This is a genomic window from Bradyrhizobium huanghuaihaiense (genome assembly GCF_007830635.1).
Lineage (GTDB): Bacteria > Pseudomonadota > Alphaproteobacteria > Rhizobiales > Xanthobacteraceae > Bradyrhizobium > Bradyrhizobium huanghuaihaiense.
On sequence record NZ_VLLA01000052.1, the window covers coordinates 1 to 23,211 of the forward strand.

Genomic DNA, 23,211 nt, shown 5'->3' on the forward strand with positions numbered 1-23,211 from the left:
GCTAGAGCATGATGTATTTACACGGAAACATAGCCTGAGTTTTTGAAGTAGTTGGTGCACTCCGCCTCGGAGAAGAGATCGAGGAGTTCACCAACCTTCCGCCAGGTTGCCTCCACGTCACGAGGCTCTGCGGCTCGCATGAGGTGTTTGAGTTTGGCGAAGACTTGCTCGATCGGGTTGAGGTCAGGGCTGTAGGGCGGCAGGAAGATACGGTGGGCGCCTCTGGCCCGGATAGCTTGGCGAGCCGCTTTGCCCTTGTGGCTGCCAAGATTGTCGAGAACGACGATCTCGCCCGGTGCGAGGGTGGGTGCCAACACCTTCTCGACGTACAGCGTGAAGAGTTCACCATTGATAGGGCCATCAATCACCCAAGGCGCACTGATCCGATCGTGACGCAGCGCCGCGATGAAGGTCATGGTCTTCCAATGGCCGAAAGGTGCAGATGCTTGGAGGCGCTGTCCACAAGGCCCCCAGCCGCGTAGCGGCGCCATATTGGTCTTGATCCACGTCTCGTCGATAAAAACCAACCGTGCGACATCGATCCTGCCTTGATGCGCTTTCCAGCGGGTCCGCTTACGTGCGACGTCTGGGCGATCCTGCTCGGCTGGTAGAAGCGTTTTTTTTGAAGCTGAGCCCCTCGGCGTGAACAAAAGTCCACACCGCCCGCACGTCTGTCTTGATCCCCCGTGCAGCCAGCTCCTGCGTCAGCTTGCGCAAGGTGAATGGCCCCGAGCGAATGCGTTTGCGCAGCCAGTCGGCGTTGGCATCCGACAGAACCCGCTTCTTGTGGCCGCCGATCTGGCCGGGCGCCAGGCCTCCGGTATCACGCCTTAGGTTCTTCCACTTCGTCACGCAGGAGGGGCTGATCTGTAGCGCCTCTGCGATCGAACGAACCGTCTCGCCCGCGTCAGCGCGAGCCAAGGCGCGTTCACGGATGTCTTCCGAATAGGGACGCGTCATCCATGCTGGCCTCCCCCACCCAGCATGGAGTTTGAATCAGAAATCGCCCCCTCTGGGAACCCCGATTCCAGTCAAAAACAACATGCTCTAGCGTGGCGTCAGGCCCGCGAGGTGGTCGATCAGCCGGTCGATCTCCGCTTCCGTGTTGTAGTAATGCGGGGATGCCCGCACGAGCGGCGGCAGCGCGCGGATTTCAGAGTCGATGCGTGTGCTCGCCGGATCCGAAGCGCCGATGGTGATGCCCGCCTCAGCGGCGCTGCGAACAATGGCGTCAGCCTCATGCCCTTCCACCGTGAAGCTGACGATGGCGCCGGGCGTGCGGCCGAGATCGCGAACGGTGATGCCACGAATGGAGGCGAGGCCGCTGCGAAGACGGTCCGCAAGCAGGCGGCAACGCTGCTCGATGGGACCTAGGCCGATTGCGAGGGCATAGTCGACAGCCGCGCCAAGCCCAAGCCGGGCTGCGTAATTGTTCTCCCAGTTTTCGAAGCGGCGGGCGTCATCCCGTAGTTGATAGGTGTCCCGCGAGACCCAGGGCGCAGCGAAATGGTCGATCATCGGCGGCTCGAGCTGTTGCAGCAGTGCTCGGCGCACATAGAGAAACCCGGTGCCGCGCGGGCCGCGCAGGAATTTGCGCCCCGTCGCCGACAGCATGTCACAGCCGATGGCTTCGACGTCGACGGCCATCTGGCCGACCGTCTGGCAGGCGTCGAGCAGATAGGGAATGCCGTGCGCCCGCGCGATCCTGCCGATCGCCGCCGCGGGATTGACCAGCCCGCCATTGGTCGGGACCCAGGTGATGGCAATCAGCTTCACGCGCGCGTCGATCATGCGTTCGAGCGCCTGGATGTCGAGCTCGCCCGTTGCGTCGCTCGGCACCACGTCGATGATCGCGCCCGTACGTTTGGCGACTTGCAGGAACGCGACATAATTGGCCGCATACTCCGCCTCGGCGGTCAGGATGCGGTCGCCCTTGCGGAACGGCAGTGCGTAGAACGCCATCTGCCAGGCAACCGTCGCGTTCTCCACGAGCGCGATCTCGTCAGGCGCGGCGTTCAGCAGACGCGCGACCGAGCCGTAGACTGAATCAATCCGGCTCGCCTCGCGGTCGGCGGCCGCATAGCCCCCGATCTCGCTCTCCAGATCGATGTGTTCCTTCATCGCCGCGACAACCGGCGCCGGCATGAGGGCCGCGCCGGCGTTATGCAGGTACGCGAGCCGCGCGGCGGCGGGCGTCTCGGCGCGTATCCGGTCGATGTCGATCACTTGCGCCTCCGCTTCTCGCGATCTTCGAGCATGAATTAGATGCGTCGAGGATTGTGAGCAAGACGGCAGGGCTGGGCCTCAGATGCAAAGGCCGAGCAGCTTGACGTGGCAGTTGCTGGATTTGGGCTTGCTGGCGGGTGCGGCCTCGCGTTTGACGGCAACCAGCGGCTCCTTATCCTTTTTCTTCTTGCCCTTCGGCTCGTAATCACCGGCGATCACCATCGCCCAATAGGTGCGCTTGCCGCTGGCGTTCCTGGCGCTCGCGATGCCGACGCGGGAGGCGTTGTGCAGCAGGAGGTTCTTGCGGTGCCCCGACGAGTCGATCCACTGCCCGAGCGTCTTCTCGAAATTGTCGTAGCCATAGGCGATGTTCTCGGCGGCGCGGCCTGCGCCGGCCGGGGCGACGCGCCGGTTGAACGGGCCGAGCGCGTCGTGGCTGAGATCGTCCTTTGCCGCCATCGCGCGGGCCTGGTCCATGGCGATGCGGTCGAGCGTGGCGTCGCGGACGACGCGGACTTCACCGTGCTTGAGGCGGAAGCTCGAGATCTGCTCGGCCGGGGAATCGGCAATTGCGGGGGCGGCCGCAAGCAGCAGCACGCCGGCGATCAGACCGCCAACCGCACGCCGCATCGTCGTCCCCCCAGTGCCCATGACCCCGCCAAGCCCGAATGATCCGACCGCTTCTCTATCGCCATTGTGGACGCTTCAAGGCGCGGGCCGCCAGACTAGCCGGCCGGCAGGTCCGCCTCGAAATTGAAGCGGTCGCGCAGGTTCTTGCGCTGTTCCAGAATGTCCTTGAGGAAGGCGCGGTCCTGGTCGTTCTTCATCATCGGCTCGATCAGGTCGAGCTGGTTCATGGCGACCAGCTGCAGGATCTCGGTCCGCGGCTTGCCGCTGGTGTCGCGCGGCAGCGCGTGCACCACCTGGATGTGCTCCGGCGGCTTGGGCCCCTTGGCGGCCGAAAGCTCGCTCCGGAGCTGGCCTTCGAGCGTGGCCTGATCCGCCTCGACGAAGGCATAGAGGCCGACGCCGGAGCGCCGATCGGCAAAGGCGACGATGGCGGTGTCACGCACCGCCGGATTCTTGCGGATCAGCTCGGCCAGAACCGGCGCATCGTTGACGAGCCGCCGGCCGCCGCCCTCGCGGTCGGTGAAATTGAACAGGCCGCGGGTGATGGCGCGGTAGACCTTCTTGCCGGTGACAAGCCACAGGCTCGCGGCGAACGACTTCTTCGCCAGGATTTTTCGCTCGCGCGGCGTCAGCGCTTCCGGCGCATAGGAGCGCTTGTGCTTGAGCAAGTGGCGGAGGTCTTCATAGGCGAGGATGCGGTAGAGTCGGCCGCGCCGCGCGAAGCACGCGGCGAGCTGGAAGTCCGTCACGTAGGCGCGGCCGTCACGGCCGACCAGCCAGTTCTGTTCCTTGGCGAGATCGTTGTGGCAGATGCCGGCACGGCGCAGCCGGCGAAGCGCCGCCTTGGCCGAACGGAAATAGGCGAGGTCGCCATGGGGCTTCGCCAGATGCAGCGCGACGCCGTCGACGAAGCCGCGCACCAAGGCGCGGCGTCCGGCCCAGAGCAGCTCGGGGCCGACATTCAGGCCCTTGGCGAGGGCCAGCGCATGCTTCTCGCGTGCGAACAGATGCCGTGCCAGCAGGAACGACCACCACGGCACCTCGTCGAGCCGGCGCAGGACCGCGTCGACCTCGCAATTGTCACCGCGGAAGCGGCCGCGCTCGACGGTCGAGAACACGTCGCGCTTGAGCAGCACGCCCTCGGTCCAGCGCGCCGAGAGCTCCGCGGCGTCGTCTTTGGGAAGGCTCATCGAAAACTCACGCGGCTGCGGCGATGCGCAGGTGATCGGCGATCCAACGATCGAGATCGGCGAGCGCCCGTGCGCTCATCGCCTGCTTCTTGGCCACCGTCTTCTCGTTGCCGCGCAGCCGCGTGCCGTCGGGCTTCTTGGTCGGCACGCTCGCGAGCGGCGGGAACAGTCCGAAATTGATGTTCATCGGCTGAAACGAGCGCGTGCCCGGCTCGATCGTCTCGATGTGGCCGCCGGTGATGTGGCCGAGCAGCGACCCGAGGGCCGTCGTGCCCGGCGGGCTCGCCAGCGCTTCGCCGCGCGCATCCGCGGCTGCGTAGAGGCCGGCGATCAGGCCGACGCTGGCCGATTCCACATAGCCCTCGCAGCCCGTCATCTGGCCGGCAAAGCGCAGCCGCGGCTGCGCGCGCAGGCGCAACTGGTTGTCGAGCAGCTTTGGTGAATTCAGGAAGGTGTTGCGGTGCAGGCCTCCGAGGCGGGCGAACTCGGCCTTCTCCAGCCCTGGAATGGTGCGGAAGATGCGCTGCTGCTCGCCGTATTTCAGCTTCGTCTGGAAGCCGACGATGTTGTAGAGCGTGCCGAGCTTGTTGTCCTGGCGCAGCTGCACGATGGCGTAGGCCTTGGTGGTGGGATCGTGCGGATTGGTGAGGCCGACCGGCTTCATCGGGCCGTGGCGCAGCGTCTCAGGCCCGCGCTCCGCCATTACCTCGATCGGCAGGCAGCCGTCGAAATAGGGCGTGTTGGTCTCCCACTCCTTGAACTCGGTCTTCTCGCCGGCGATCAGGGCGGCGACGAAGCCGTCATACTGCTCCTTGGTCATCGGGCAGTTGATGTAGTCGGCGCCGTTGCCGCCGGGGCCGACCTTGTCGTAGCGCGACTGGAACCAGGCCACCGACATGTCGATGGATTCGCGGTGCACGATCGGCGCGATCGCATCGAAGAAGGCGAGGGCGTTCTCGTCGGTCAGCTCGCGGATCGCGTCAGCCAGCGGGGCGGAGGTGAGGGGGCCGGTGGCGACAATCACGTTGCCCCAGTCGGCCGGCGGCAGGCCTGCGATCTCGCCGCGGGCAATCTCGATCAGGGGATGCTCGTTCAGCGCCTTGGTGACGGCGGCCGAGAAGCCGTCGCGGTCGACCGCGAGCGCGCCTCCGGCGGGCACCTGGTTGGCATCGGCCGCGCGCATGATCAGCGAGTCGAGGCGGCGCATCTCCGCATGCAGGAGGCCGACGGCATTGTTGGCGGCGTCGTCCGAGCGGAACGAATTGGAGCAGACGAGCTCGGCGAGCCCGTCGGTGCGGTGCGCCTCGGTCATGCGGTCCGGCCGCATCTCGTGCAGCACCACGGGCACGCCGGCTTTGGCGACCTGCCAGGCGGCCTCGGAGCCAGCAAGGCCGGCACCGATCACGTGCACACTATTGGAATGGGGTCCTGTCATGGGGCGGACAGGTAGCGCTTTTCGGCGACGAGTGGAATCGCCGAGATCGAATTTTCTGCCTCCGGAAACGACAACGCCCGCACGAGGCGGGCGCTATCGGTTCGTTCCGGTGAAGGGCTGAACGATATCAGCCCTGATACTGGCCGGCGGCAACGCGCGGGATGTCCGAGCGATCAAGGCCGATGTCGGCCAGTTCGCGATCGCTGAGCTGGGACAGCTCGGCAACATTGCGCTGATAATCCCGGAAGGCCTGGATCATGCGGATGAGCGAGAGCAGCATTGGTAGTCTCCTGTAGTTCGATTCAGCCTTTGCCTAAGGCGTCATCGTTGAAATGAATATAGGTGAGAGTGGTGCAGTGCGAAAGTTCCGATGTTGCGATGCAGCTAAGCGATGAGCGCATAGCATCGGTAAGGGGCGCTTAACCTCTTGGCACTCTCGCCCAAGGGCTGGGCGGGATTGCCCGCGTTCTGCAATAAAATACCGTGAAATCACGGAGTTATGGCAGGCATCGCGGTTCCGATGAGGGTTGAAATAAGTTGCGATTCCGTGATCCGCAACACGATGGGCTAGCTTCTAAGCCCAAGTCTCGCATGCGCGAATCGCATGAAACGCGATTTGTAGGAATGAACAAATATTCAAATGTTGTCGCGTTCCATCGTGCTTTCGAGCTGCGATTCGTCGGCACTGCCCGGAAGAATTGCAGTCATGGCTTTCGGTGGGGCTCGGGCAGCATTCGCTGCCATTGGATCTGGAGCTGGCCACCGTCCCGTTGGTGCGGCGCACACACGCCAAGCGTGCGTCCCCTGATTACCAAGTTGTAATGAAAATCAGAAGTTTCGCATGTGGGCTCTGCGCAGCGCGCAACATCACGCAATTCTCGCGGGAAATTTATTGCGGCAAGTTGCCGCAACCGAAGGAAAGTCATGTTGCAGATTCCGGCAATGTCGCCGGGTCTGTCCCAAGAACAAGAGAAGGAAAGTAACATCATGACGAAGTTACTCGGGGTTATCGCAATTGCCGCCGTCGCATTCGCCATCGCGCCGGCCCAGGCCGCCAAGCACGCCATGGGCGGTTGCAGCGGGGCCAATCTGGAGAAGACGGAGACCGCGATCGAGAACATGGCCGACGGCGACAGCAAGTTCGTCGCGCAGAAGGAGATCGCTGCGGCTCAGGACTCCCTGCTCAACGGCAAAATGGGTGCGTGCGGCGCGCATCTGAACAAGGCGATGCAAGCCACCATGGGCAAGTAGACGGGTAGGTACAAACGCACCCAAGAGAGGGCCGATCGCAGGGCGATCGGCCCTACGCGTTTCCTAAAGTGCCTTTAAGGAGCGCGCGCGAGCTGGGCGGCAAAATAGGCCACGGTCTTGGAATAGACCTCGCTCTTGTTCCACTGCTGCAGCACCGCGAAGTTCGGGCTGCCCGGCTGCCAATCCTTCCCCTTCTGCCAGCCATAGCCGGCGAGATAATTGGCGGTGGAGGCGAGCACGTCTGGCGCGTTGTGCAGGAGATCCCGCTTGCCGTTGCCGTCGAAGTCGACGGCATATTTCATCCAGGACGACGGCATGAACTGGGTCTGGCCGAGTTCGCCGGCCCAGGCCCCCTTCATGTCGGCTGGCGCGAGGTCGCCGCGCTGGACGATGCGCAGCGCATCCAGCAACTCGGCGCGAAACTGATCGGAACGACGGCAGTCATAGGCCAGCGTCGCCAGCGAGCGGATGGTGGCGAACTTGCCGGTGTTGACGCCGAAATCGGTCTCCAGACCCCAGATCGCGACCAGCACCTCGCCCGGCACGCCGTAGGTCTGCTCGATGCGCGACAGCACCGAGCCGTATTGCTTCATCATGTTGGAGCCGCGTGTCATGCGCGGCGGCACCATGCGGCCGGAAAACTCCTCGAAGGTCTGGGTGAAGACCTTTTGCGAGCGGTCACGTTTGAGCACGCTGTCGTCAAGCGTCACACCTGCGAGCCCGGCGGCGATGGCCTGCTGCGAAATACCCTTGGCCGCGGCGTCGGCTTTGAAATCCGCAAGCCAGGCGTCGAAATTGCCCGAGCCGCAGGCAGCAGCGGAAAGCGCTGGCTCGGCGGACAGAATTGAAACGGAGAGGGCGAGGGCTGCGAGAGCGAGACGAGAAATCGTCGGGGTCATCAGATGAAATGGATTCCGTGAAGTGATCTGACCGGCGCGTGCAATCTCTGCCGGAACCGCGGCCAAAGCAAGGCGCATGACCGTGCCGATCCTGCCCGGAGCCGGGCAGGATCGGATGTCACGAGATCGTTAAGCGTCCGTTCGATTCCGCCACGGGAAGAGATTGGCCGGGAAATCCGCGGCCGGTTTGCGCGGACGATGCGGCGGAGGCGGTACGGGCCGCGCACCGGGATCGGATACGATCACCTTACGGTAGAGATGCCAGGTGGCGTGGCCGAGCAGGGGGATCACGACGGCGAGGCCGAGGAACGCCGGGATCGTGCCGAGCGCCAGCAGCACCGCGACGATCAGGCCCCAGGCCGCCATCGGCACCGGGTTCCTGGCAACGACGCGCAGCGAGGTCACCATGGCCTCGAACGCGCCCGCATGGCGGTCGAGCATGAGCGGGAACGACACGGCGCTGAGGCAGAGCGCGGCGAGCGCAAACAGGAAACCTGTGCCGCAGCCGACCACGATCAGCCACCAGCCCTGCTGCGTCATCAGCACGCGCGTCACGAAATCCGATATCCCAGTCACCCCCTCATAACCGAACGCCGCGACATAGATCGCCTGCGCGGTGGCAACCCAGGTCACGAACAGCGCGAGCAGCAGCGTGCCGAGACCGAGCATTGCGCCGAACGAAGGCGAGCGCAGCACCTCCATGGCATCCCAGGCGCTGGCCTCCTCATAGCGTTCGCGTCGGCTGGAGAGTTCGTAGAGACCGAGGGCGGCGAACGGGCCGATCAGGGCGAAGCCCGCGGCCAGCGGAAACAGCAGCGGCAGCACCGAATAGCCCATCACCACGCGGGCGAGCACGAGGCCCAGCACCGGATAGATCACGCACAGGATGATGGCGTGGCTCGGAACCGCCTTGAAATCCTCCCAGCCGCGCCGGAGCGCCTCGTGCAGGTCGGACAGGTGGATGGTTCGAATGACTGGTCCAGCCGCATCAGTGGGCTGGGCCATCGTGGGGACATTGCCCTGGTAGAGTGTCGCCATGGTCGCTAGCTCCCTTGCCGGGCAGCCGCACTCGACGCCGGCAAACGGCGCAAGCGGCCGCTCTTCTCTGAGTTTCGCGATTCCAACCAGACGCGAATTCCGGACGGGATCGCGAGTTGAACCTTGAGGCTACTCCCAATTCCGAGTCCTGTCCCTCACGCCTGGGTGAAATTTGATGCCGCAATGCAACCTCGACGATGTCATTCGGCCGTCATTTCGCCGCAGATAAGCTCATGCTGTTTGCAGGTTCGCAGAACACCGCGGGCGCAACGCAGTAACTTGGTCTATAAGTGGCCACTCAAGGCCTTCCAACGGATCCTTTTCGGGGAGCAGACATGAGCATTTTCGGGAAAATCATGGGCGCGATCTTCGGCGGCCATCCGGCTTCCGCCGCGCCCGCCGGTGGCGCAGCGCCGGGTAGCGCGCCCGCCAGCGCCGCGCCGGGCGGATCGACGCCGGCGTCCGCGCCGATGGCGAATGTGGACGTTGCGGCAATCGTCGATGCGGCGGTTGCCGCGCACAAGGGCGAGAAGCTGGAATGGCGCACCTCGATCGTCGATCTCATGAAGGCGCTCGACATCGACTCCAGCCTGGCCGCGCGCAAGGATCTCGCCAAGGAGCTCGGCTACAGCGGCGACATGAACGACTCGGCCAGCATGAACGTCTGGCTGCACAAGCAGGTGATGTCCAAGCTCGCCGCCAATGGCGGCAAGCTGCCGCCCGAGATCAAGCACTGACCGATCCCTCGGTCGTCGAAGGGCCCGCGATCGCGCGGGCCCTTTTGCGTTCAGGCGACGAGGTCCGCATCCTCGGGATGCTTGTCGAGATAGTCGACGACGAAGCCGCAGCCGGCGATCACCTTCCTGCCGTCGCGTCGGATCAGATCCAGCGCACCCTTGACCAGCTCGGAGGCGATGCCGCGGCCGCGCAGCGCGCGCGGCGTCTCGGTGTGGGTGATGATCACCGCCGACGGCGTCAGGCGGTAATTGGCGAAGGCGATGTCGCTGCCGATATCGAGCTCGAAGCGGCTCTTATCCTTGTTGTCGCGTACCGATGCCGCCATGCGGAAATCCTTCCGAAACGATGTCTGCCTCTGATCTAGGCGGCTGAACCGGCCCTTGCCAAGATGCGACCAAGGGAGGTTGCCGCAGGGGAGATATCCGGAAAATGCGTGTCCCGCTCAGCGTCATGGCCTTGCTGGTCGCGCTCGCTTCGACGGCACCGGTGCTGGCTGCGGCCGAAGGCGGTCCGGCCTGGGAGGCGTGCGTCGGGCCGACCAGCACGCCGGACCAGCGGGTCGCGGCCTGCTCGAGCGTCATTGACACCGGGAGCGAGACCGGTCGCAGGCTCGCGGGCGCCCATTGCAACCGCGGCCATGGCCTCACCGAGAAGCGCGAGCTCGACGCCGCGCTGTCCGATCTCGACGAGGCGGTCAGGCTCGCGCCGGACTATGCCTGCGCCTACAACAACCGTGCCCGTGTCTATAGCTTCAAGCGCGACTACGATCGCGCCATCGCCGATTACGACCAGGCCATCAAGCTCGATCCGTCACCGGCGCTGGCCTACAGCAACCGCGGCGAATCCCGCTACAGCAAGGGGGACCTCGACGGCGCCATTGCCGATTTCGACGTCGCGATCAAGCGCGATCCCAATTACGCCACCGCCTATGCCAATCGCGGCTACGTCTACGCCCGCAAGCACGATACCACGCATGCGCTCGCCGACTACACCACGCGGATCAAGCTTGCGCCCGATATCCTCGCCTATATCGACCGTGGCAACGTCTATCGCGACAGCGAGCAGCTCGACCGTGCGGCCGCCGATTATGGCGAGGCGATCCGGCTCGCCCCGACGGATGCGCGCGGCTGGCGCAATCGCGGCATGATCCGGCTCTTTCAGGGCGACAACAAGGGCGGCCTCGCCGACTACGACAAGGCGCTGCAATACGATCCCTCAGACGTGTTCTCCTGGAACAACCGCGGACAGGCTAAGCTGCGGCTGGGCGACAAGCAGGGTGCGATCGCCGATTTCAGGAAGGCGCTGGAATTGAAGCCGGGCTTGCAGACAGCACAGGAGTCGTTGAGGAAGCTCGGGGCGCCCTAGCTGCGGTGCGATATGAAATAATCCTCGCTCTCACTCTTGCGCGGTCACCGGTTGTTCCCACGTGTTCCCTAGGACATACGTCCGAATGCGGCAGGCAGGGTCGCCAGACATTCGGAAGTCGTGATCGCCAGCCGCCGACGTGTGCCTCTGTCAGAGGAGGGTACGATGTCGGACTTTGGTTTCTTGAATACTCATCGCACATGGGAAGACTGGTCCGGGATGCTGCTGGGCGCATTGATTGTCGTCTCGCCGTGGTTTCCCATCCAGGATCAGCCCGGGGTCGTCGGAGACTCGATGATCATCCTGAATGCGGTCGCAGTCGGCCTGATCGTGTTTGGCATCAGCCAGCTCGAATATGTCGCGCTGCAACGCTGGCAGGAAGTGGCCACGATCCTGGTCGGATTGTGGCTCATCGCCTCGCCCTACTTCCTCGGCTATTCCGGTGAAGGGTTCCTGCGCCTCTACCACACGAGCCTCGGCGCGGCCGTGGTTCTCCTCGGCGTGCTGCTGCTGTGGCAGGACTGGGATCTGAACGACCAGGACATGCTCAAGCATGGGCAGTAGGCCGTTGATATCGGCAAGGCCCGCCCGGCTACGGGCGGGCCTGCGCGGTTATTGCTTCACCAGGTCCTGATAGTCCGGGTGCTTCTCGATCCACGCCTTCACGAACGGGCATTGCGGGATCAGCTTCAATCCGGCGGAGCGAACCTGGTCGAGCGCGCCTTGCACGAGCTTTGAGCCGACGCCCTTGCCGCCGAGCTCCTTCGGCACCTCGGTATGCTCGAAGGTGATGACATTGCCGTCGAGCTTGTAATGCTCGGTCGCAAGGTGGCCCTCGACCTCGAACTCGAAGCGGTGGTGGGCTTTGTTGTCGATGACGTCGCTCATGTCGTCTCCGGTCAGCTCTTGAGGGAGTCCGTCAGCATCTTGCGGATCGACCAGGCCTCGCCGTCGGAGGCACCCCTGATGTCGTCGATCCGCCAGCTACCTGCCTCGCGCACGAAGTCGTAACGCACGATCAGGTCGGCAGGTTTCCGGTCGTTGCGGTGACCGGTGATGGTGACCGCGACGATCGCCTTGTCCGCCTCCATCTTCTCGGCGTCCACCTTGAACGACTTCACGTCCGGTTCCTGCGAATTGGTGACCGGATCGAAATCGATCGGCCCGACATCGCCCTTCGGCGTATGCGCATCCGCCTTGGCCCACAGCGCGACCAGCGCCTTGGAGAGGTATTTTGCCTTCGCCGCCTTGTTCTCGATGATGAAGGCGCCGCCGCCATCGCCCTTGCCCTTGGCCGCGCGGGCGTAGATCGCGGTCAGGGTGGCGAGGGGATCGGCGGGGGCAGGGGTCTCGGCCAATGCCGGGGAGATGCCGGCGAGCAGAGAAGCGGCGACGAAGGAGCGACGGGTGAGCATGAGATGTCCCTGAGATGATGGCGCATGACGGCAGGCCGGGGCGGCCGGTGCCGGCGCACATTTCTGTAGACCGATGGGAAGGCCGTTCGGTTCAATCGCTCGCTTTGGCGAGCCTGGAATCTTCCGCCTGCGGCTGCGGGCGGAGACAGCCCTGGCAGATGACGAGGGAGCGGTTGACCCTGGCGTCCTGCTCGGCCTCGATGCCGTCCTGCGCCTGCCACCATTCCTTCGAATAGGGCTGTAGTCCGGCTCGCGACCCGGTGCGCTCGGATGTGGCGGCGGTACGCGTCGTTCGCGATGGTGCGGAGGCAGCGCGCGGCTGATTGGGATCCTCGCCGGCGCCATCCCAGGCATAGCGTGCAGGCTTGAAGGCGGGATCGGAGGCCAGATGTGCTTGCGGGGCGATGGCGCATCCGGCGAGCGCCAGCGACAAGACGAGGAGGGCGGGCGCTTTGACCATGATGCGGCACTCTGTACGCGAGAACTGAGCGAGGTTGCGCCGATCATGTTTAAGATTCCTTGAACGATGGCGGGCCTGCGCACGACCAACGCGCATGCGATATCTGATGCTCCTGCTGACCCTCCTTGCCACGGCCGCGCGCGCCGACGACGCAAAGCCGTTCAATCCGGCCGACTATCCGTCCGGCGTGCAGAAGGCTCTGCGTTACGCCAATGAGGAATGCGAGAGCCAGGACGGAGGCGCGGTGACCTTTGCACCGGACACGGTGCGCAAGCTCGACCTGACCGGCGACGGCCGCGACGATTATATCGTCGATTTCCACGACACCAAATGCGGGGAACGCGAGACCACCTATTGCGGAACCGGCGGCTGCGTCACGAACATCCTGGTCACGCTGCCGGATGGCAGCGTGCGTTCGGTGTTCGACGGCTACGTCCGCAGCTACAAGATTTTGGCGCCGCCGATGAAGCGCGGCGCCGCGCGCGTTGTCCGGTTCGATCTGCATGGGAGCTATTGCGGCGGTTTCGGTGCGCAGGCCTGCTCCAAGGAGAAGGCGATCTCGGCAACCCCATTTGCGTTCAGGCAACCGTAGGGCAGGTGTGCGGCGGGCGGCCTTGCGGGGGCCCGGCGATGGCGATAAATGGGCTGCAATGAGCGGGCGGCTTGCGCGCCGTCCGCGCTCGAAGAGGAAGCCCGATGCAGCCCCTGCGCATGTCCCGCCGCGTCATGAATCTCGCCTACATGCTGACGCAGAATGCGCGGCGGCATGGATCGCGTCCCGGTTTCGTCTGGGGCGACAGATCCCGGACGTGGCGCGAGATCGACGCGCAGGTCTCGGCGCTGGCCGCTGCGCTCGCTGCGCGCGGCGTCACGAAAGGCGACCGCATCCTCGTCCATTCCAAGAACGGCGACGAGATGTTCTTCTCGATGTTCGCAGCGTTCCGGCTGGGTGCGGTCTGGGTGCCCACCAATTTCCGCCTGATGCCGGATGAGGTCACCTACCTCGCAGAGGCCTCCGGCGCGAAGGCGTTTCTGTGCCACGTCGATTTTCCCGAGCATGCGGCGGCGGTGAAGGGCGGCGCGCTGCAATTCACCTGGAGCCTCGACGGCAAGGCCACGTTCGGCGAGCGCTCGGTGGCCGACGCCATCGCTTCGAACGCCGGCGCAGATGTTGCGAATGCCGAGGTCGAATATGACGATCCCTGTTGGTTCTTCTTCACCTCCGGCACCACCGGCCGCTCCAAGGCGGCGGTGCTGACCCACGGCCAGATGGGATTTGTCGTCACCAACCATCTCGCCGATCTCACCCCGGGCGTCACCGAGAACGATGCCTCGCTGGTGGTGGCGCCGTTGTCGCATGGCGCCGGCGTCCACCAGCTGGTGCAGACCGTGCGTGGCGTCTGCACCGTGCTGCTGCCGACGGAAAAATTCGACATCAACGAGGCGTTCCGTCTGATCGAGGCCCACCGCGTCAGCAATCTCTTCACGGTGCCGACCATCCTGAAGATGATGGTCGAGCATCCCGCCGTCGACAAATACGATCATTCCTCGTTGCGGCAAGTGATCTATGCCGGCGCGCCGATGTATCGCGAGGACCAGAAGTTGGCGCTGACGAAGCTCGGCAAGGTCATCGTGCAGTATTTCGGTCTCGGCGAGGTCACCGGCAACATCACCGTGCTGCCGGCGGCGTTGCACGATCCCGAGGACGGCCCGCATGCGAAGATCGGCACCTGCGGCTTCGAGCGCACCGGCATGCAGGTCTCGATCCAGGATGACGAGGGCCGCGAGCTCAAGGCGAACCAGAGCGGCGAGATCTGCGTGATCGGACCTGCGGTGTTCGCCGGCTACTACGACAACCCCGAAGCCAATGCCAAGGCGTTCCGCAACGGCTGGTTCCGGACCGGCGATCTCGGCCATATGGACGAGGAGGGGTTTGTCTACATCACCGGCCGCGCGTCCGACATGTACATCTCCGGCGGCTCCAACATCTATCCGCGCGAGATCGAGGAGAAGATTTTGACGCATCCCGCGGTGGGCGAGGTCGCCGTGCTGGGCGTGCCCGACGCGACCTGGGGCGAGGTCGGCGTCGCCGTCTGCGTCGCGCGTGAAGGCGCGAAGGCCGTGAGCGAGGCCGAGATGGCGGCGTTCCTCGGCCCGAAGGTGCCGCGCTACAAGATGCCGAAGCGGTTCTTCTTCTGGGAGGCGCTGCCGAAATCCGGCTATGGCAAGGTGCCGAAGCGCATGGTGCGCGACGAGCTCGAGGCGCGCGGCCTGCTCGACCTCGACAAGATCAAGGCGGGCTGAGCGTAGGTGATGCGAAGTATCAAGCAGCCCGGCGCGCCCGTCGCAGAGCGCATTCAATGGGTGGAGGCGAGGGGGCGCGCCTTCTCCTTTACGCTTCAGGCAGGTGTGCCGCTGCTGGAGGCTGCACGACGCGGCTTTGCGGCGGAGGGATTTGTCGGTGGCGTGCTGAATTTTCGCGGAGGCGCGCTCGGGCCGTTCGGCTATGTCATGCCGGCGCTGTCCAAGACCGGCGAGAATGCCGCGTTCTACAGCGACACCTATCGGCCCCAAGGCATCACGCGCACGAAGCTCGGCAGCATGACGCTCGGCACGCGCGACGGCGCGCCGTTCTTTCATTGCCATGGGCTCTGGACCGAAGCCGGCGACAAGGCCGGCGGTGGCCACATGCTGCCGGACGAGACCATCGTCGCCGAGCCGTTCGAGGTCGAAGCCTTCGGCCTCGACGGCGCAATGTTCACCGCCGAGCCTGATCCCGAAACCAATTTCAAGCTGTTCGGACCGGTCGCGCTTGCGAGCACCGGCGCGCGCACGACCAGCCGTGCCTTTGCGCTGCGGCTGCGCCCCAATCAGGATTTTGCCTTCTGCCTCGAAGACTTCTGCCGCGCACGCGGCATCACGCGGGCGAAGATTCATGGCGGCGTCGGCTCGACCATCGGCGCCCGCTTCACCCATGGCGGCGTGACCGAGCCGTTCGCGACGGAGCTGGCGATAACGGCCGGGACGATCGCGTCTGGTCCCTCCAGGGAGCTGGAGGCTGTGCTCGATGTTGCCCTGATCGACTACATGGGCGGCATCGCCGAAGGGCGTCTGATCCGTGGCGACAATCCCGTGCTGATGACCATGGAATTGGTGCTCGAGGTGTTGAGCTAATCTCGGCGAACGATCATCAGTGAGAACGTAGTTTGGCGATGGCCAGGTAGGTGGAGTCACTTATCCCTGAGCCTGATCCCTGGAAGAGATTGAGCAACGGGGATTGTCCCTGACCGATGCTCTGGCCGTTTTTGACGTCATACATGGCGGAGAAACGGCCCAGGAGCTTTTCGACCTTCGCGGGATCGGAGAGGTCCTTGATCTTCATGAATTTGTCCACGAACTTGGCCTGCTGATCGATCGGCATCGACGCCATCGAGTCGGGCAGATTGAAGGTGGTCCTGAACACCTCGGAAAGCGCCTTGTCGGCGAGGATGTCGTATGCGGACGTGATTTCCCCCGCCTTTCGCTGGAAATAGAGTGCCAGGCGTACGCCGGGGTTCGTATCCCCCTGCTGCTGCTCGAGGCTTTGCTGGAGATAGTTTGCCTGTGTTTCCCGGAATTGGTCTTGCTTCTGCGGACCCATCATCGCGAGGCGCGCGACGTTGCCCTTGCTGTCGAAGTTGAACGACGCCGCGATTTCCGCAAAGCGAGGATCGGTCTGGGTGTTGGCGAAGCTCTTTGGATTGTTCAGGTCGGACGCGAAGATCTTCTCGAGATATTCGGTGCTGACCTTCTTGGGGTCCAAACCCTTGGCGACGAGAATGAAATCGACCATCTTCTGGTTCGCAAGCAGCTCGGAAACGCTGTCTATGCCTGCGATGGCTTCCTGATAGGACGTCGCGTCTTTCTGGGCCTGTTCCCGAACTGCTTTCTGCTGCTCAGGGCTTGCCTGTTTCACGACTGCAATGACGTAGTCCTTCGCGATCTGGAGGACTTTTGCCGGGTCCTGAGCCACCAAGGGGGTCGTCAGATTGCCTTTGGCGTCGAAGTTGAAGGCGCGTGCGAGCTCGACGTACCGATTGTCCTTGAGCGTATAGACGAAGCTCTTGGGGTTGCTGAGATCGCTTTCGAGGACAGCCTTGACGGTGTCCTGCGAGACCGTTTTGGGATCGAGGCCGACGGCGCCCAGCGCAAAATCATATACGGCCGGAGTCGATACGAACGCCTGGACTGACTTGATGTTGAGGATGGCGTTTCTGAAATTCCTGATTGCCAGCGCTTCGCTTAGCGGGCTTGCAGCCGCATAGACGGCGGACTTGCTGTCGTCGAACCGCTTTGCCGTGAGCGTGACGTTTGCGGCAGTCTGCGCGGGCACACCCGACGGCAGCGACCCGTCAGGCGAAAACTCGAATGCGCCGGCCAGGTCTACAAAGTTACCTATCGTCGCGATCTGGTCGCCGAGGCTGGATACGCTCTTCGTGTATGATTCCAGGTGATATTTTTCGACCAGGATCTGGACGTTCAACTGGGCTACGTCGGCGCCGGGCTGCGACAGTTGAGCCGTGTAGTCGGCGATCTTCGTATTGGTGGCGCTCACGTCCGATTTGGCTTGGGCGAGCTGGGCGTTGAGGCCGGGCAACTGAGACGCGAAGGTGGTGTTGACGTAGCTGTTTGGATCGGATGGATCGCTGCGCAGGACCTGACTTATCGTGTCGGGCGGCCACTTGCTCTGATCGATCCCGAATGCCGAATAGACGTAGTTGCGAAGACGGTCGTTGTTCAGGAGCTGGTCTGCACTGCTGATGCCGCCGATCTGGGCGCTGTAGTATTTCGTATCGTCGGCTAGTGCGTCGACCCGCTTCTTCATGGTTGCCGTGTACAGACCGATCGTCTCATCGGTCTGGTCCTCCGATTGCGCAACGGGCTTTATACCGCCCGAGAAGGAGAATGCCTCGGCAAACTCCCGGTAACGCTTGTCCACCAGCTTGTTGACGAAGCTCTTTGCGTCGGAGAGGTCGCTCTCCAGCACCTTTCTCATGAACGCCTTGGCGTAGGCCATGTCTTCCAGGCCATACGCCTTCAAAGCATAATGATACAGGCGATAGTCCTTCATGAGATCGTCGACGGTCTTCACCTTGCCGATGTTGGCCTTGTAATAGGCGGCCTCTCGCGCGACGTCGGTCTGCTGTTCGACCCGTGTCAGGGACTGTTTGAGATGGTGCGAAATGTAGTTGTAACTGAAATACGTTGACACCATCGCGCATTCCTCGCGGCTTCTTAACGTCCCGGACTTCCGTCAATCATTGCGGGGTCGCGAGGTGGGAGCCGGCCTCATGCCAGCCTCTGTCTCATAGCTGCGTTTTCTTAAAGTGATTCTGGATCACAATCTAAAGTTTTAGTTTGTGCCAAGATGACGCATGCCGTGTTTTGTTGCCGTTTGTTTCCATATGTTTCTCAGATGCAGCTTTCGCGAAGATGGTGTTCCGGATATGTTCCGATCAGGGAATGGATCGGAATGGGCGGCGAGGGGGCATACCCGACGCCCACACGCGTGTCCCGGACAAGCTGCAATGCGCAAGCGTTGCGGCGCAGAGCCGGGACCCAGAAGCCGCGCATTTTGCTGCTGCATGGGCCCCGGCTCTGCAGCGCATCGCCGAAGGGGCGCTGCGCCGCGTCCGGGGCACGTGCGCGGAATTCATCTCATGCTCGAATCTAAATCGCGCACACGGTCTCGCATTCTCGCGGCACATCGTGCCCGAGCTTTGCTTCAGTCGTCGCCCTCAAAAGTGCCGAGGGCGCAGGGAAGGCGGGGTGCCGGCTGGCACCCACGGTCCACTGTGCGAAAATTGCGCTACGAGAAGCTGCACAGCGGCATACAGGTGAAGCCAAACATCCGGCCTTCCCTGCGCAGTGGTTTTACGGCTTATGTCGCGCTCTCCCCGGGGAGCGATGCACTATTGCCCCCGTCGCCCTGCGGATGGCTGATGCGCGCGGCCCGGTTGGGTCGCCGCATCACAGCAGGACTTGGCGCACAGACCCCGGGCGCCAGGACCACACGATTTTGCCGTACGCAGGCTGCACCGGTCGTGCGCGCGCTAGCCGTTTGCTCACGGCGTGAGCCGCCCCGCAAACCACCTTCGCGCCGACGCCGCCTGCGTCCACCACGTCCCATCCCGCGTGTCGTGACGATCGCGATACGCCCCTCGGACCGGGCTGGGATGGCTGCAACATGCGATAAATCCGAATTCGCGTAAAGCGAATTGTTTTCGTCCTGATGCATTGACCCCGGTCTTGTGTGTTTTGCCCGTCGGGCAACGCAAGCTATGGCGTGAACGCGACCCCGCCTCCGCCATGCCACGAACCGGTCTCCCCTCGGCCCCAAAATGCGCTACGATGATCCCAGCGCGCCTCAAGTCGCGCAGATTGAAGAGTGAGGAAACGAGATGAGGATGAGAAGCGGAACGGCGCTCGCCGGGGTGGCGGCGCTGGCGGTGGTGGGGATGGCCCTGACGGCGGTGTTTGGGCCGGCCTGGGCCCACGGACCGACCCGGCAGAAAGTGCGGGAATCCATCGAGATCAACGCAGCCCCGGCGAAGGTTTGGGCCGTGATCGGCAATTTCCAGGACATGAGCTGGCTGCCGCCGGTGACCAAGACCGAGGGCGAGAAGGGAAACGAGATCGGCGCGACGCGGAAGCTGACGCTGACGGGCGGCGCCACCGTGGACGAGGAGCTCTACAAGTTCGACGCCGCCGCGATGACCTATTCCTACCGGATCACCTCCGTCGACGTGAAGGTGCTGCCGGTCACCAACTATTCCTCGACGCTGACGGTGACGCCGAGCGCCGACGGCAAGGGCGCGACGCTGGAATGGGCCGGGGCGTTCTACCGCGGCTTTCCCAACAACGATCCGCCGCCCGAGCTGAGCGACGAAGCCGCCAAGACCGCGGTGAGCGGGCTCTACAAGGCCGGCCTCGAGGCGCTGAAGAAGAAGATCGAGAGCGGAAGCTGACCGTGCGGGTCCTGGTCCTGGCGGCGCTCGCCGCCAGCATCGCTCAGGCGTCAGCCGAAGAGGCGTTCGTCACCAACCAGCTCAGCGACGATCTGATGGTCGTGGACCTCGCGACCTCGCGCAGCGTTGCGACCATCCCGATCGGCGGCAAGCCGGCCGGCGTCGCCGTCAGTGCCGACGGGCGCTTTGCCTATGTCACGAGCCCGGATGCCAAGGCCGTGACGGTGGTGGACGCCGCCGCGCGGCAGGTGACGGGGCGGATCGAGGTCGGCGGCGGGCCGCTCGGCATTGCCGTGGCGCCTGACGGCCGTACCGTCTATGTCGCCGACTGGTACGCGGCGGCGGTGCGGGTGATCGATGCCGCGAGCCGCAGCGTCACAGCCAGCATCGCGGTCGGCGCCTCGCCGTCGGGGCTGGCAGTGACGCCCGACGGCAAGCTGCTGCTGTCGGCCGACCGCGACGACGACAGCGTCTCGGTCGTGGACGCGGCGACGCGCCAGCGCAAGGCGGTGATCAAGGTCGGCACGCGCCCGTTCGGCGTTACCATCGATGCCGAGGGCAAGCGCGCCTACACCGCCAATGTCGGCTCCGACGACGTCTCCGTGATCGACATCGCGGAGACGCGCGAGGTCGGCCGCGTGCCGGTGGGAATGCGGCCCTATGCGGTGGCGCTGACGCAAGGACGCGGCTTCGTCACCGATCAATATGGCGGCACGGTCAGCGTGTTCGAGCTCACGAGCCTGAAGCCGGTCAAGCGCATCAATGTCGGCGACTACCCCGAAGGCATCAATGCAACCGCCGACGGCAAGCGCATCATCGTCGCCTGCTGGGAGAGCAACACGCTAAGCATCATCGATGCGGTCGAATTGAAGGTGATCGGCGAGATCAAGACCGGCGACGGCCCGCGCGCGTTCGGGGCGTTCTTGCGCAGGACGGAGTAGAGGGCTGGGCTGCCGTAGCCCGCATGAGCGGAGGGACATGCGGGACTTGCTGCAGGCGCGGATGGTCCCGGATGTCGCTCCGCTCATCCGGGCTACGAATTTTACGGACTCATTTCGACGCGGCGAAGTCTCGCAACTTCACGAAAAAATCCTTCAGGATCGGATTGCGGTCCACATAGGTCACGTAGCGGATCGGATGCCGCCGGCGGTCGACGCTCCACGTCATCTGATCCGTGAGGACGGGAGCCGGGATGATCAAGCTCGGTGCCCACATGGGATTGAGCAGCCAGCCGACCGGCGCCATGTCCCAGATTTCCTTGGCCCAGCCCATGTGGTCGGGCGCATACTCCTTGAAGCGCATGGCGAGAAACGCGCCGATGCTGCCGTGGGGTTCGACGTAGCGTTCGATCTCCGGAACAGTCGAGTGAAGACGCGAGGTGACGCCCATGCAAGGGACGAGGACGAGCGGCACGCCGCTGTCGAGCAGCGCCTGCGCGCCGCCGACGTCCTGCTTCAGATTAAACTCGACCGTGTGGGGCCATTCCAGCGCATGGCCGCCGAGCCAGACCACGACGATCCGGTCGATGATATCAGGCGCCCTCAGCAGCGCCGAGGCGACGTTGCTGATGGCGCCGATGGCAACGACGTAGAGCGGATTGTCCGGCGTGCCCGCGCGCGCCCGGGTGATGAGGTCGTCCACGGCGGGTGCCGTCCGCGCCGTCTTGCCGGGGCCGACATAGTCGGTGACGCCGCGATGAACCAGGCCTTCCGGCGCGACGTTCAGGCGATCCAGCAGGCGCAGGATTTCCTGATAGCTCAGCTCCATGCCGTGGCCGGGACTGTCCGCGCGCGCATTGAAGAACGGCGCGGCGTAGATCGCTTCGACATTGAACCGGTCCGTCGACAGCAGCATCTGCACGAGCGCGAACTGGTCGTCGATCTCGTTATAGGTGTCGGTGTCGAGCACGACCCGCAACCGGCCGATCGGCGGCTCCAGGAGCTTGAGGCGGCTTGCGTCCGTGAGTGTCATCGACGTCTCCCCAGCCGTGCGCTGCGATTGCGGATTAGACGCTCTGCTGGATCCGGCAGACCACTTCGGCAATCTCCTCCATCTGGGCGAACATGTGATCGGGCGCAAGCGCCCGCAACGCCGCCGGCGCGGCATAGCCCCAGCTGACCGCGCCGCAGGCTATCCCTGCGGCCCGCGCGGCCTCGATGTCGCGCACCTCGTCGCCGATCGCGATGACGCGGCCGGGATCCACGCCGGCGCGCCGGACGACGCGGCGGAATTTCGCGGCCTTGCCGAACAGCGATGCCGAGCAGTCGTAATGCGAGAATAGCGCGGCAGCCTCGCCGAGCTTTTCGCGCGCATTGGCTTCGCTGTCTGACGTCACCAGCGCAAGCTGCACGCCGTTCTCCGCCAGCGTCCGCAGCATGGTCTCGACGCCCGCAAAGAGCGAAATCTCGGCTGCTGCCTGCGCCTTCAGCCGCCGCGCATGCCGCGCGATCGCCGGCAGCTTCCACAGCGGCACTTCGAGCCGGGTGAGGATCTCGCGGCTCGAGGCATGTCGCAGCCCCTCGATGTCCTCCTCGGCGACACGGCGAAAGCTGAAGCGGTCGGCAACGTCGTTGATGACGCGCAGGAACCACGGAAAACTGTCGGCGAGGGTGCCGTCGAGATCGAAGATGGCGAGGGAGTAGGGCATCATTGTCGGAAAATCTGGTCTCATGTCATCGCCGGATGTACAAGAGATCGAAGGGAATGCACAAGATGCCGGTGGATCCGGTTCAGCTCAGCAAATTCCTTAGCTTTGTGCTGCGGCACAAGCCGGACGAGGTCGGCTTGACGCTGGGCCCCGAAGGTTGGGCCAACATCGACGAGCTCGTTGAAAAAGCCAATGCGGCGGGGACGACGTTCGCGCGCGCCAGTCTGCTCGATGTCGTCGCCAGCAGCGACAAGAAGCGGTTTTCGCTCTCGGCCGACGGACTCAGCATTCGCGCTGCGCAAGGCCATTCCGTCTCCGTTGAACTTGGCCTGGCGGCGCAGGAGCCGCCGTCGGTCCTGTATCACGGGACCGCAACCCGGTTCGTCGAAGCGATCCTGTCCGAGGGACTGAAGCCGCAGGCGCGCCAGCAGGTGCACCTGTCCTCCGACGAGGCGACGGCGCAGCGCGTCGGTCAGCGCCACGGCAAGCCGCACATCTTCAAGGTCGATGCCGGCGGCATGCATGCCAAGGGATTCAAGTTTTTTCGTCGTCCGTGAAGAAGGACTAAGCCACTGATCGGGAATCTCGATTTGGGCTAAGGGGCATTTCCAGATTGCAAGGTTTTGATGCTTTGGGCGTCAGAACCTTGCGATTTGGTTTTCGTGGATTCCCTCGAAGCGGGAAGCATGATTCCTTGTCTGCATCGGAGGGAACGATGCGGCCGAAGAAGCACAAGACGACGGGATCGAACGATCTGTTCCGGGCTCGGCTCGACCAGATCATCAATATGAAGCACGAGCTGGTTCTGCTCGCCGGCAAGGTCGATTGGGACTGGATCGACGGCGAGATCGCGCCGCTCTACAGCGAGAACGGCAGGCCCGGGATCGAGACGCGCTTCATGATCGGTCTG

At 64.0% G+C, this 23,211-nt stretch carries 26 protein-coding genes; 11 read left to right on the plus strand and 15 right to left on the minus strand.

Translation table 11 applies throughout. The annotated features are described in order from the left end of the window. Positions 1 to 17: 17 nt before the first annotated feature. From IQ16_RS42645 to IQ16_RS42670, 6 genes are all read right to left on the minus strand, one after another. Positions 18 to 960, minus strand: a protein-coding gene (locus IQ16_RS42645) for an IS630 family transposase (RefSeq protein WP_145831636.1) whose coding sequence is annotated in 2 segments (ribosomal slippage) — positions 18 to 623 and positions 625 to 960 — 942 coding nt in all. Because the reading frame shifts where the segments join, the coding sequence is not laid out codon by codon here. 87 nt (positions 961 to 1,047) lie between these two features. Continuing rightward, the gene (locus tag IQ16_RS42650; protein ID WP_018642178.1) at positions 1,048 to 2,226 is read right to left on the minus strand and encodes an aminotransferase class V-fold PLP-dependent enzyme; all 1,179 of its coding nucleotides are present in this window, start codon (positions 2,224 to 2,226) and stop codon (positions 1,048 to 1,050) included. Between the two features lie 78 nt (positions 2,227 to 2,304). Continuing rightward, entirely contained in the window at positions 2,305 to 2,856 is a 552-nt protein-coding gene (locus IQ16_RS42655; RefSeq protein WP_018642177.1) for a CAP domain-containing protein, read from the minus strand. A gap of 95 nt (positions 2,857 to 2,951) precedes the next feature. After that, positions 2,952 to 4,046 (minus strand): serine/threonine protein kinase, encoded by a 1,095-nt coding sequence (locus IQ16_RS42660; protein ID WP_018642176.1) that lies wholly within the window; start codon positions 4,044 to 4,046, stop codon positions 2,952 to 2,954. Positions 4,047 to 4,053: 7 nt separating this feature from the next. After that, positions 4,054 to 5,481, minus strand: coding sequence for a methylenetetrahydrofolate--tRNA-(uracil(54)-C(5))-methyltransferase (FADH(2)-oxidizing) TrmFO (trmFO, locus tag IQ16_RS42665; RefSeq protein ID WP_018642175.1), 1,428 nt, complete (start codon positions 5,479 to 5,481; stop codon positions 4,054 to 4,056). 127 nt (positions 5,482 to 5,608) lie between these two features. Continuing rightward, positions 5,609 to 5,761, minus strand: coding sequence for a DUF1127 domain-containing protein (locus tag IQ16_RS42670; RefSeq protein WP_007590701.1), 153 nt, complete (start codon positions 5,759 to 5,761; stop codon positions 5,609 to 5,611). 644 nt (positions 5,762 to 6,405) lie between these two features. Here IQ16_RS42670 and IQ16_RS42675 point away from each other — a divergent pair. Continuing rightward, positions 6,406 to 6,732 (plus strand): hypothetical protein, encoded by a 327-nt coding sequence (locus IQ16_RS42675; protein WP_018642174.1) that lies wholly within the window; start codon positions 6,406 to 6,408, stop codon positions 6,730 to 6,732. A 74-nt stretch (positions 6,733 to 6,806) separates the two neighbouring features. Here the strand turns inward: IQ16_RS42675 and IQ16_RS42680 are convergent, their stop codons facing one another. Together IQ16_RS42680 and IQ16_RS42685 are read right to left on the minus strand one after the other, a co-directional pair. Next, positions 6,807 to 7,631 carry a lytic murein transglycosylase gene (locus IQ16_RS42680; RefSeq protein ID WP_018642173.1) on the minus strand — a complete coding sequence of 275 codons (825 nt, stop codon included), beginning with the start codon at positions 7,629 to 7,631 and terminating at the stop codon, positions 6,807 to 6,809. Between the two features lie 129 nt (positions 7,632 to 7,760). Further along, positions 7,761 to 8,669 (minus strand): DUF2189 domain-containing protein, encoded by a 909-nt coding sequence (locus tag IQ16_RS42685; RefSeq protein WP_018642172.1) that lies wholly within the window; start codon positions 8,667 to 8,669, stop codon positions 7,761 to 7,763. A 335-nt stretch (positions 8,670 to 9,004) separates the two neighbouring features. On the opposite strand from IQ16_RS42685, the gene IQ16_RS42690 reads away from it, so the two are divergent. Next, positions 9,005 to 9,406, plus strand: a complete 402-nt coding sequence (locus tag IQ16_RS42690) for a DUF3597 domain-containing protein (protein WP_018642171.1) — start codon at positions 9,005 to 9,007, stop codon at positions 9,404 to 9,406. Positions 9,407 to 9,456: 50 nt separating this feature from the next. Here IQ16_RS42690 and IQ16_RS42695 read toward each other — a convergent pair whose 3' ends face one another. Continuing rightward, a complete protein-coding gene (locus IQ16_RS42695; protein WP_018642170.1) occupies positions 9,457 to 9,732 on the minus strand; it encodes a GNAT family N-acetyltransferase in 276 nt (91 codons plus the stop codon). A gap of 104 nt (positions 9,733 to 9,836) precedes the next feature. Between IQ16_RS42695 and IQ16_RS42700 the strand changes: the two genes are divergently transcribed. Next, positions 9,837 to 10,772 carry a tetratricopeptide repeat protein gene (locus IQ16_RS42700; protein WP_018642169.1) on the plus strand — a complete coding sequence of 312 codons (936 nt, stop codon included), beginning with the start codon at positions 9,837 to 9,839 and terminating at the stop codon, positions 10,770 to 10,772. A gap of 165 nt (positions 10,773 to 10,937) precedes the next feature. Continuing rightward, a complete protein-coding gene (locus IQ16_RS42705; protein WP_026311866.1) occupies positions 10,938 to 11,336 on the plus strand; it encodes an SPW repeat domain-containing protein in 399 nt (132 codons plus the stop codon). Between the two features lie 48 nt (positions 11,337 to 11,384). Here IQ16_RS42705 and IQ16_RS42710 read toward each other — a convergent pair whose 3' ends face one another. The 3 genes from IQ16_RS42710 to IQ16_RS46200 form a co-directional block, all read right to left on the minus strand. Further along, the gene (locus tag IQ16_RS42710; RefSeq protein WP_018642168.1) at positions 11,385 to 11,660 is read right to left on the minus strand and encodes a GNAT family N-acetyltransferase; all 276 of its coding nucleotides are present in this window, start codon (positions 11,658 to 11,660) and stop codon (positions 11,385 to 11,387) included. 11 nt (positions 11,661 to 11,671) lie between these two features. Beyond that, positions 11,672 to 12,187: a DUF3828 domain-containing protein gene (locus IQ16_RS42715; protein ID WP_018642167.1), complete on the minus strand. Its 516-nt coding sequence runs from the start codon at positions 12,185 to 12,187 to the stop codon at positions 11,672 to 11,674. A gap of 91 nt (positions 12,188 to 12,278) precedes the next feature. Further along, a complete protein-coding gene (locus tag IQ16_RS46200) occupies positions 12,279 to 12,647 on the minus strand; it encodes a hypothetical protein (RefSeq protein WP_018642166.1) in 369 nt (122 codons plus the stop codon). A 94-nt stretch (positions 12,648 to 12,741) separates the two neighbouring features. Here IQ16_RS46200 and IQ16_RS42725 point away from each other — a divergent pair, with 94 nt between their 5' ends. From IQ16_RS42725 to IQ16_RS42735, 3 genes are all read left to right on the plus strand, one after another. After that, complete coding sequence (locus IQ16_RS42725; protein WP_026311865.1) at positions 12,742 to 13,239, plus strand: hypothetical protein; 498 nt, start codon at positions 12,742 to 12,744, stop codon at positions 13,237 to 13,239. Positions 13,240 to 13,343: 104 nt separating this feature from the next. Then, the gene (locus IQ16_RS42730; RefSeq protein WP_018642165.1) at positions 13,344 to 14,951 is read left to right on the plus strand and encodes an acyl-CoA synthetase; all 1,608 of its coding nucleotides are present in this window, start codon (positions 13,344 to 13,346) and stop codon (positions 14,949 to 14,951) included. Between the two features lie 9 nt (positions 14,952 to 14,960). Continuing rightward, the gene (locus IQ16_RS42735) at positions 14,961 to 15,821 is read left to right on the plus strand and encodes a PCC domain-containing protein (RefSeq protein WP_018642164.1); all 861 of its coding nucleotides are present in this window, start codon (positions 14,961 to 14,963) and stop codon (positions 15,819 to 15,821) included. Between the two features lie 16 nt (positions 15,822 to 15,837). On the opposite strand, the gene IQ16_RS42740 is transcribed toward IQ16_RS42735, so the two are convergent. Continuing rightward, positions 15,838 to 17,901, minus strand: coding sequence for a DUF1217 domain-containing protein (locus IQ16_RS42740; RefSeq protein ID WP_018642163.1), 2,064 nt, complete (start codon positions 17,899 to 17,901; stop codon positions 15,838 to 15,840). A gap of 1,186 nt (positions 17,902 to 19,087) precedes the next feature. Between IQ16_RS42740 and IQ16_RS42750 the strand changes: the two genes are divergently transcribed. Both IQ16_RS42750 and IQ16_RS42755 read left to right on the plus strand, forming a co-directional pair. Beyond that, positions 19,088 to 19,654, plus strand: coding sequence for an SRPBCC family protein (locus IQ16_RS42750; RefSeq protein ID WP_018642162.1), 567 nt, complete (start codon positions 19,088 to 19,090; stop codon positions 19,652 to 19,654). A 2-nt stretch (positions 19,655 to 19,656) separates the two neighbouring features. Next, positions 19,657 to 20,595, plus strand: a complete 939-nt coding sequence (locus IQ16_RS42755; protein WP_018642161.1) for a YVTN family beta-propeller repeat protein — start codon at positions 19,657 to 19,659, stop codon at positions 20,593 to 20,595. 109 nt (positions 20,596 to 20,704) lie between these two features. Here the strand turns inward: IQ16_RS42755 and IQ16_RS42760 are convergent, their stop codons facing one another. Beyond that, complete coding sequence (locus tag IQ16_RS42760; protein ID WP_018642160.1) at positions 20,705 to 21,625, minus strand: nucleoside hydrolase; 921 nt, start codon at positions 21,623 to 21,625, stop codon at positions 20,705 to 20,707. A 34-nt stretch (positions 21,626 to 21,659) separates the two neighbouring features. After that, a complete protein-coding gene (locus tag IQ16_RS42765) occupies positions 21,660 to 22,301 on the minus strand; it encodes an HAD-IA family hydrolase (protein ID WP_026311864.1) in 642 nt (213 codons plus the stop codon). A gap of 65 nt (positions 22,302 to 22,366) precedes the next feature. On the opposite strand from IQ16_RS42765, the gene IQ16_RS42770 reads away from it, so the two are divergent. Beyond that, positions 22,367 to 22,858: an RNA 2'-phosphotransferase gene (locus IQ16_RS42770; protein ID WP_244636082.1), complete on the plus strand. Its 492-nt coding sequence runs from the start codon at positions 22,367 to 22,369 to the stop codon at positions 22,856 to 22,858. Between the two features lie 158 nt (positions 22,859 to 23,016). After that, the coding region (locus IQ16_RS42775) for a transposase (protein WP_488226087.1) at positions 23,017 to 23,211 on the plus strand (195 nt) is incomplete at its 3' end.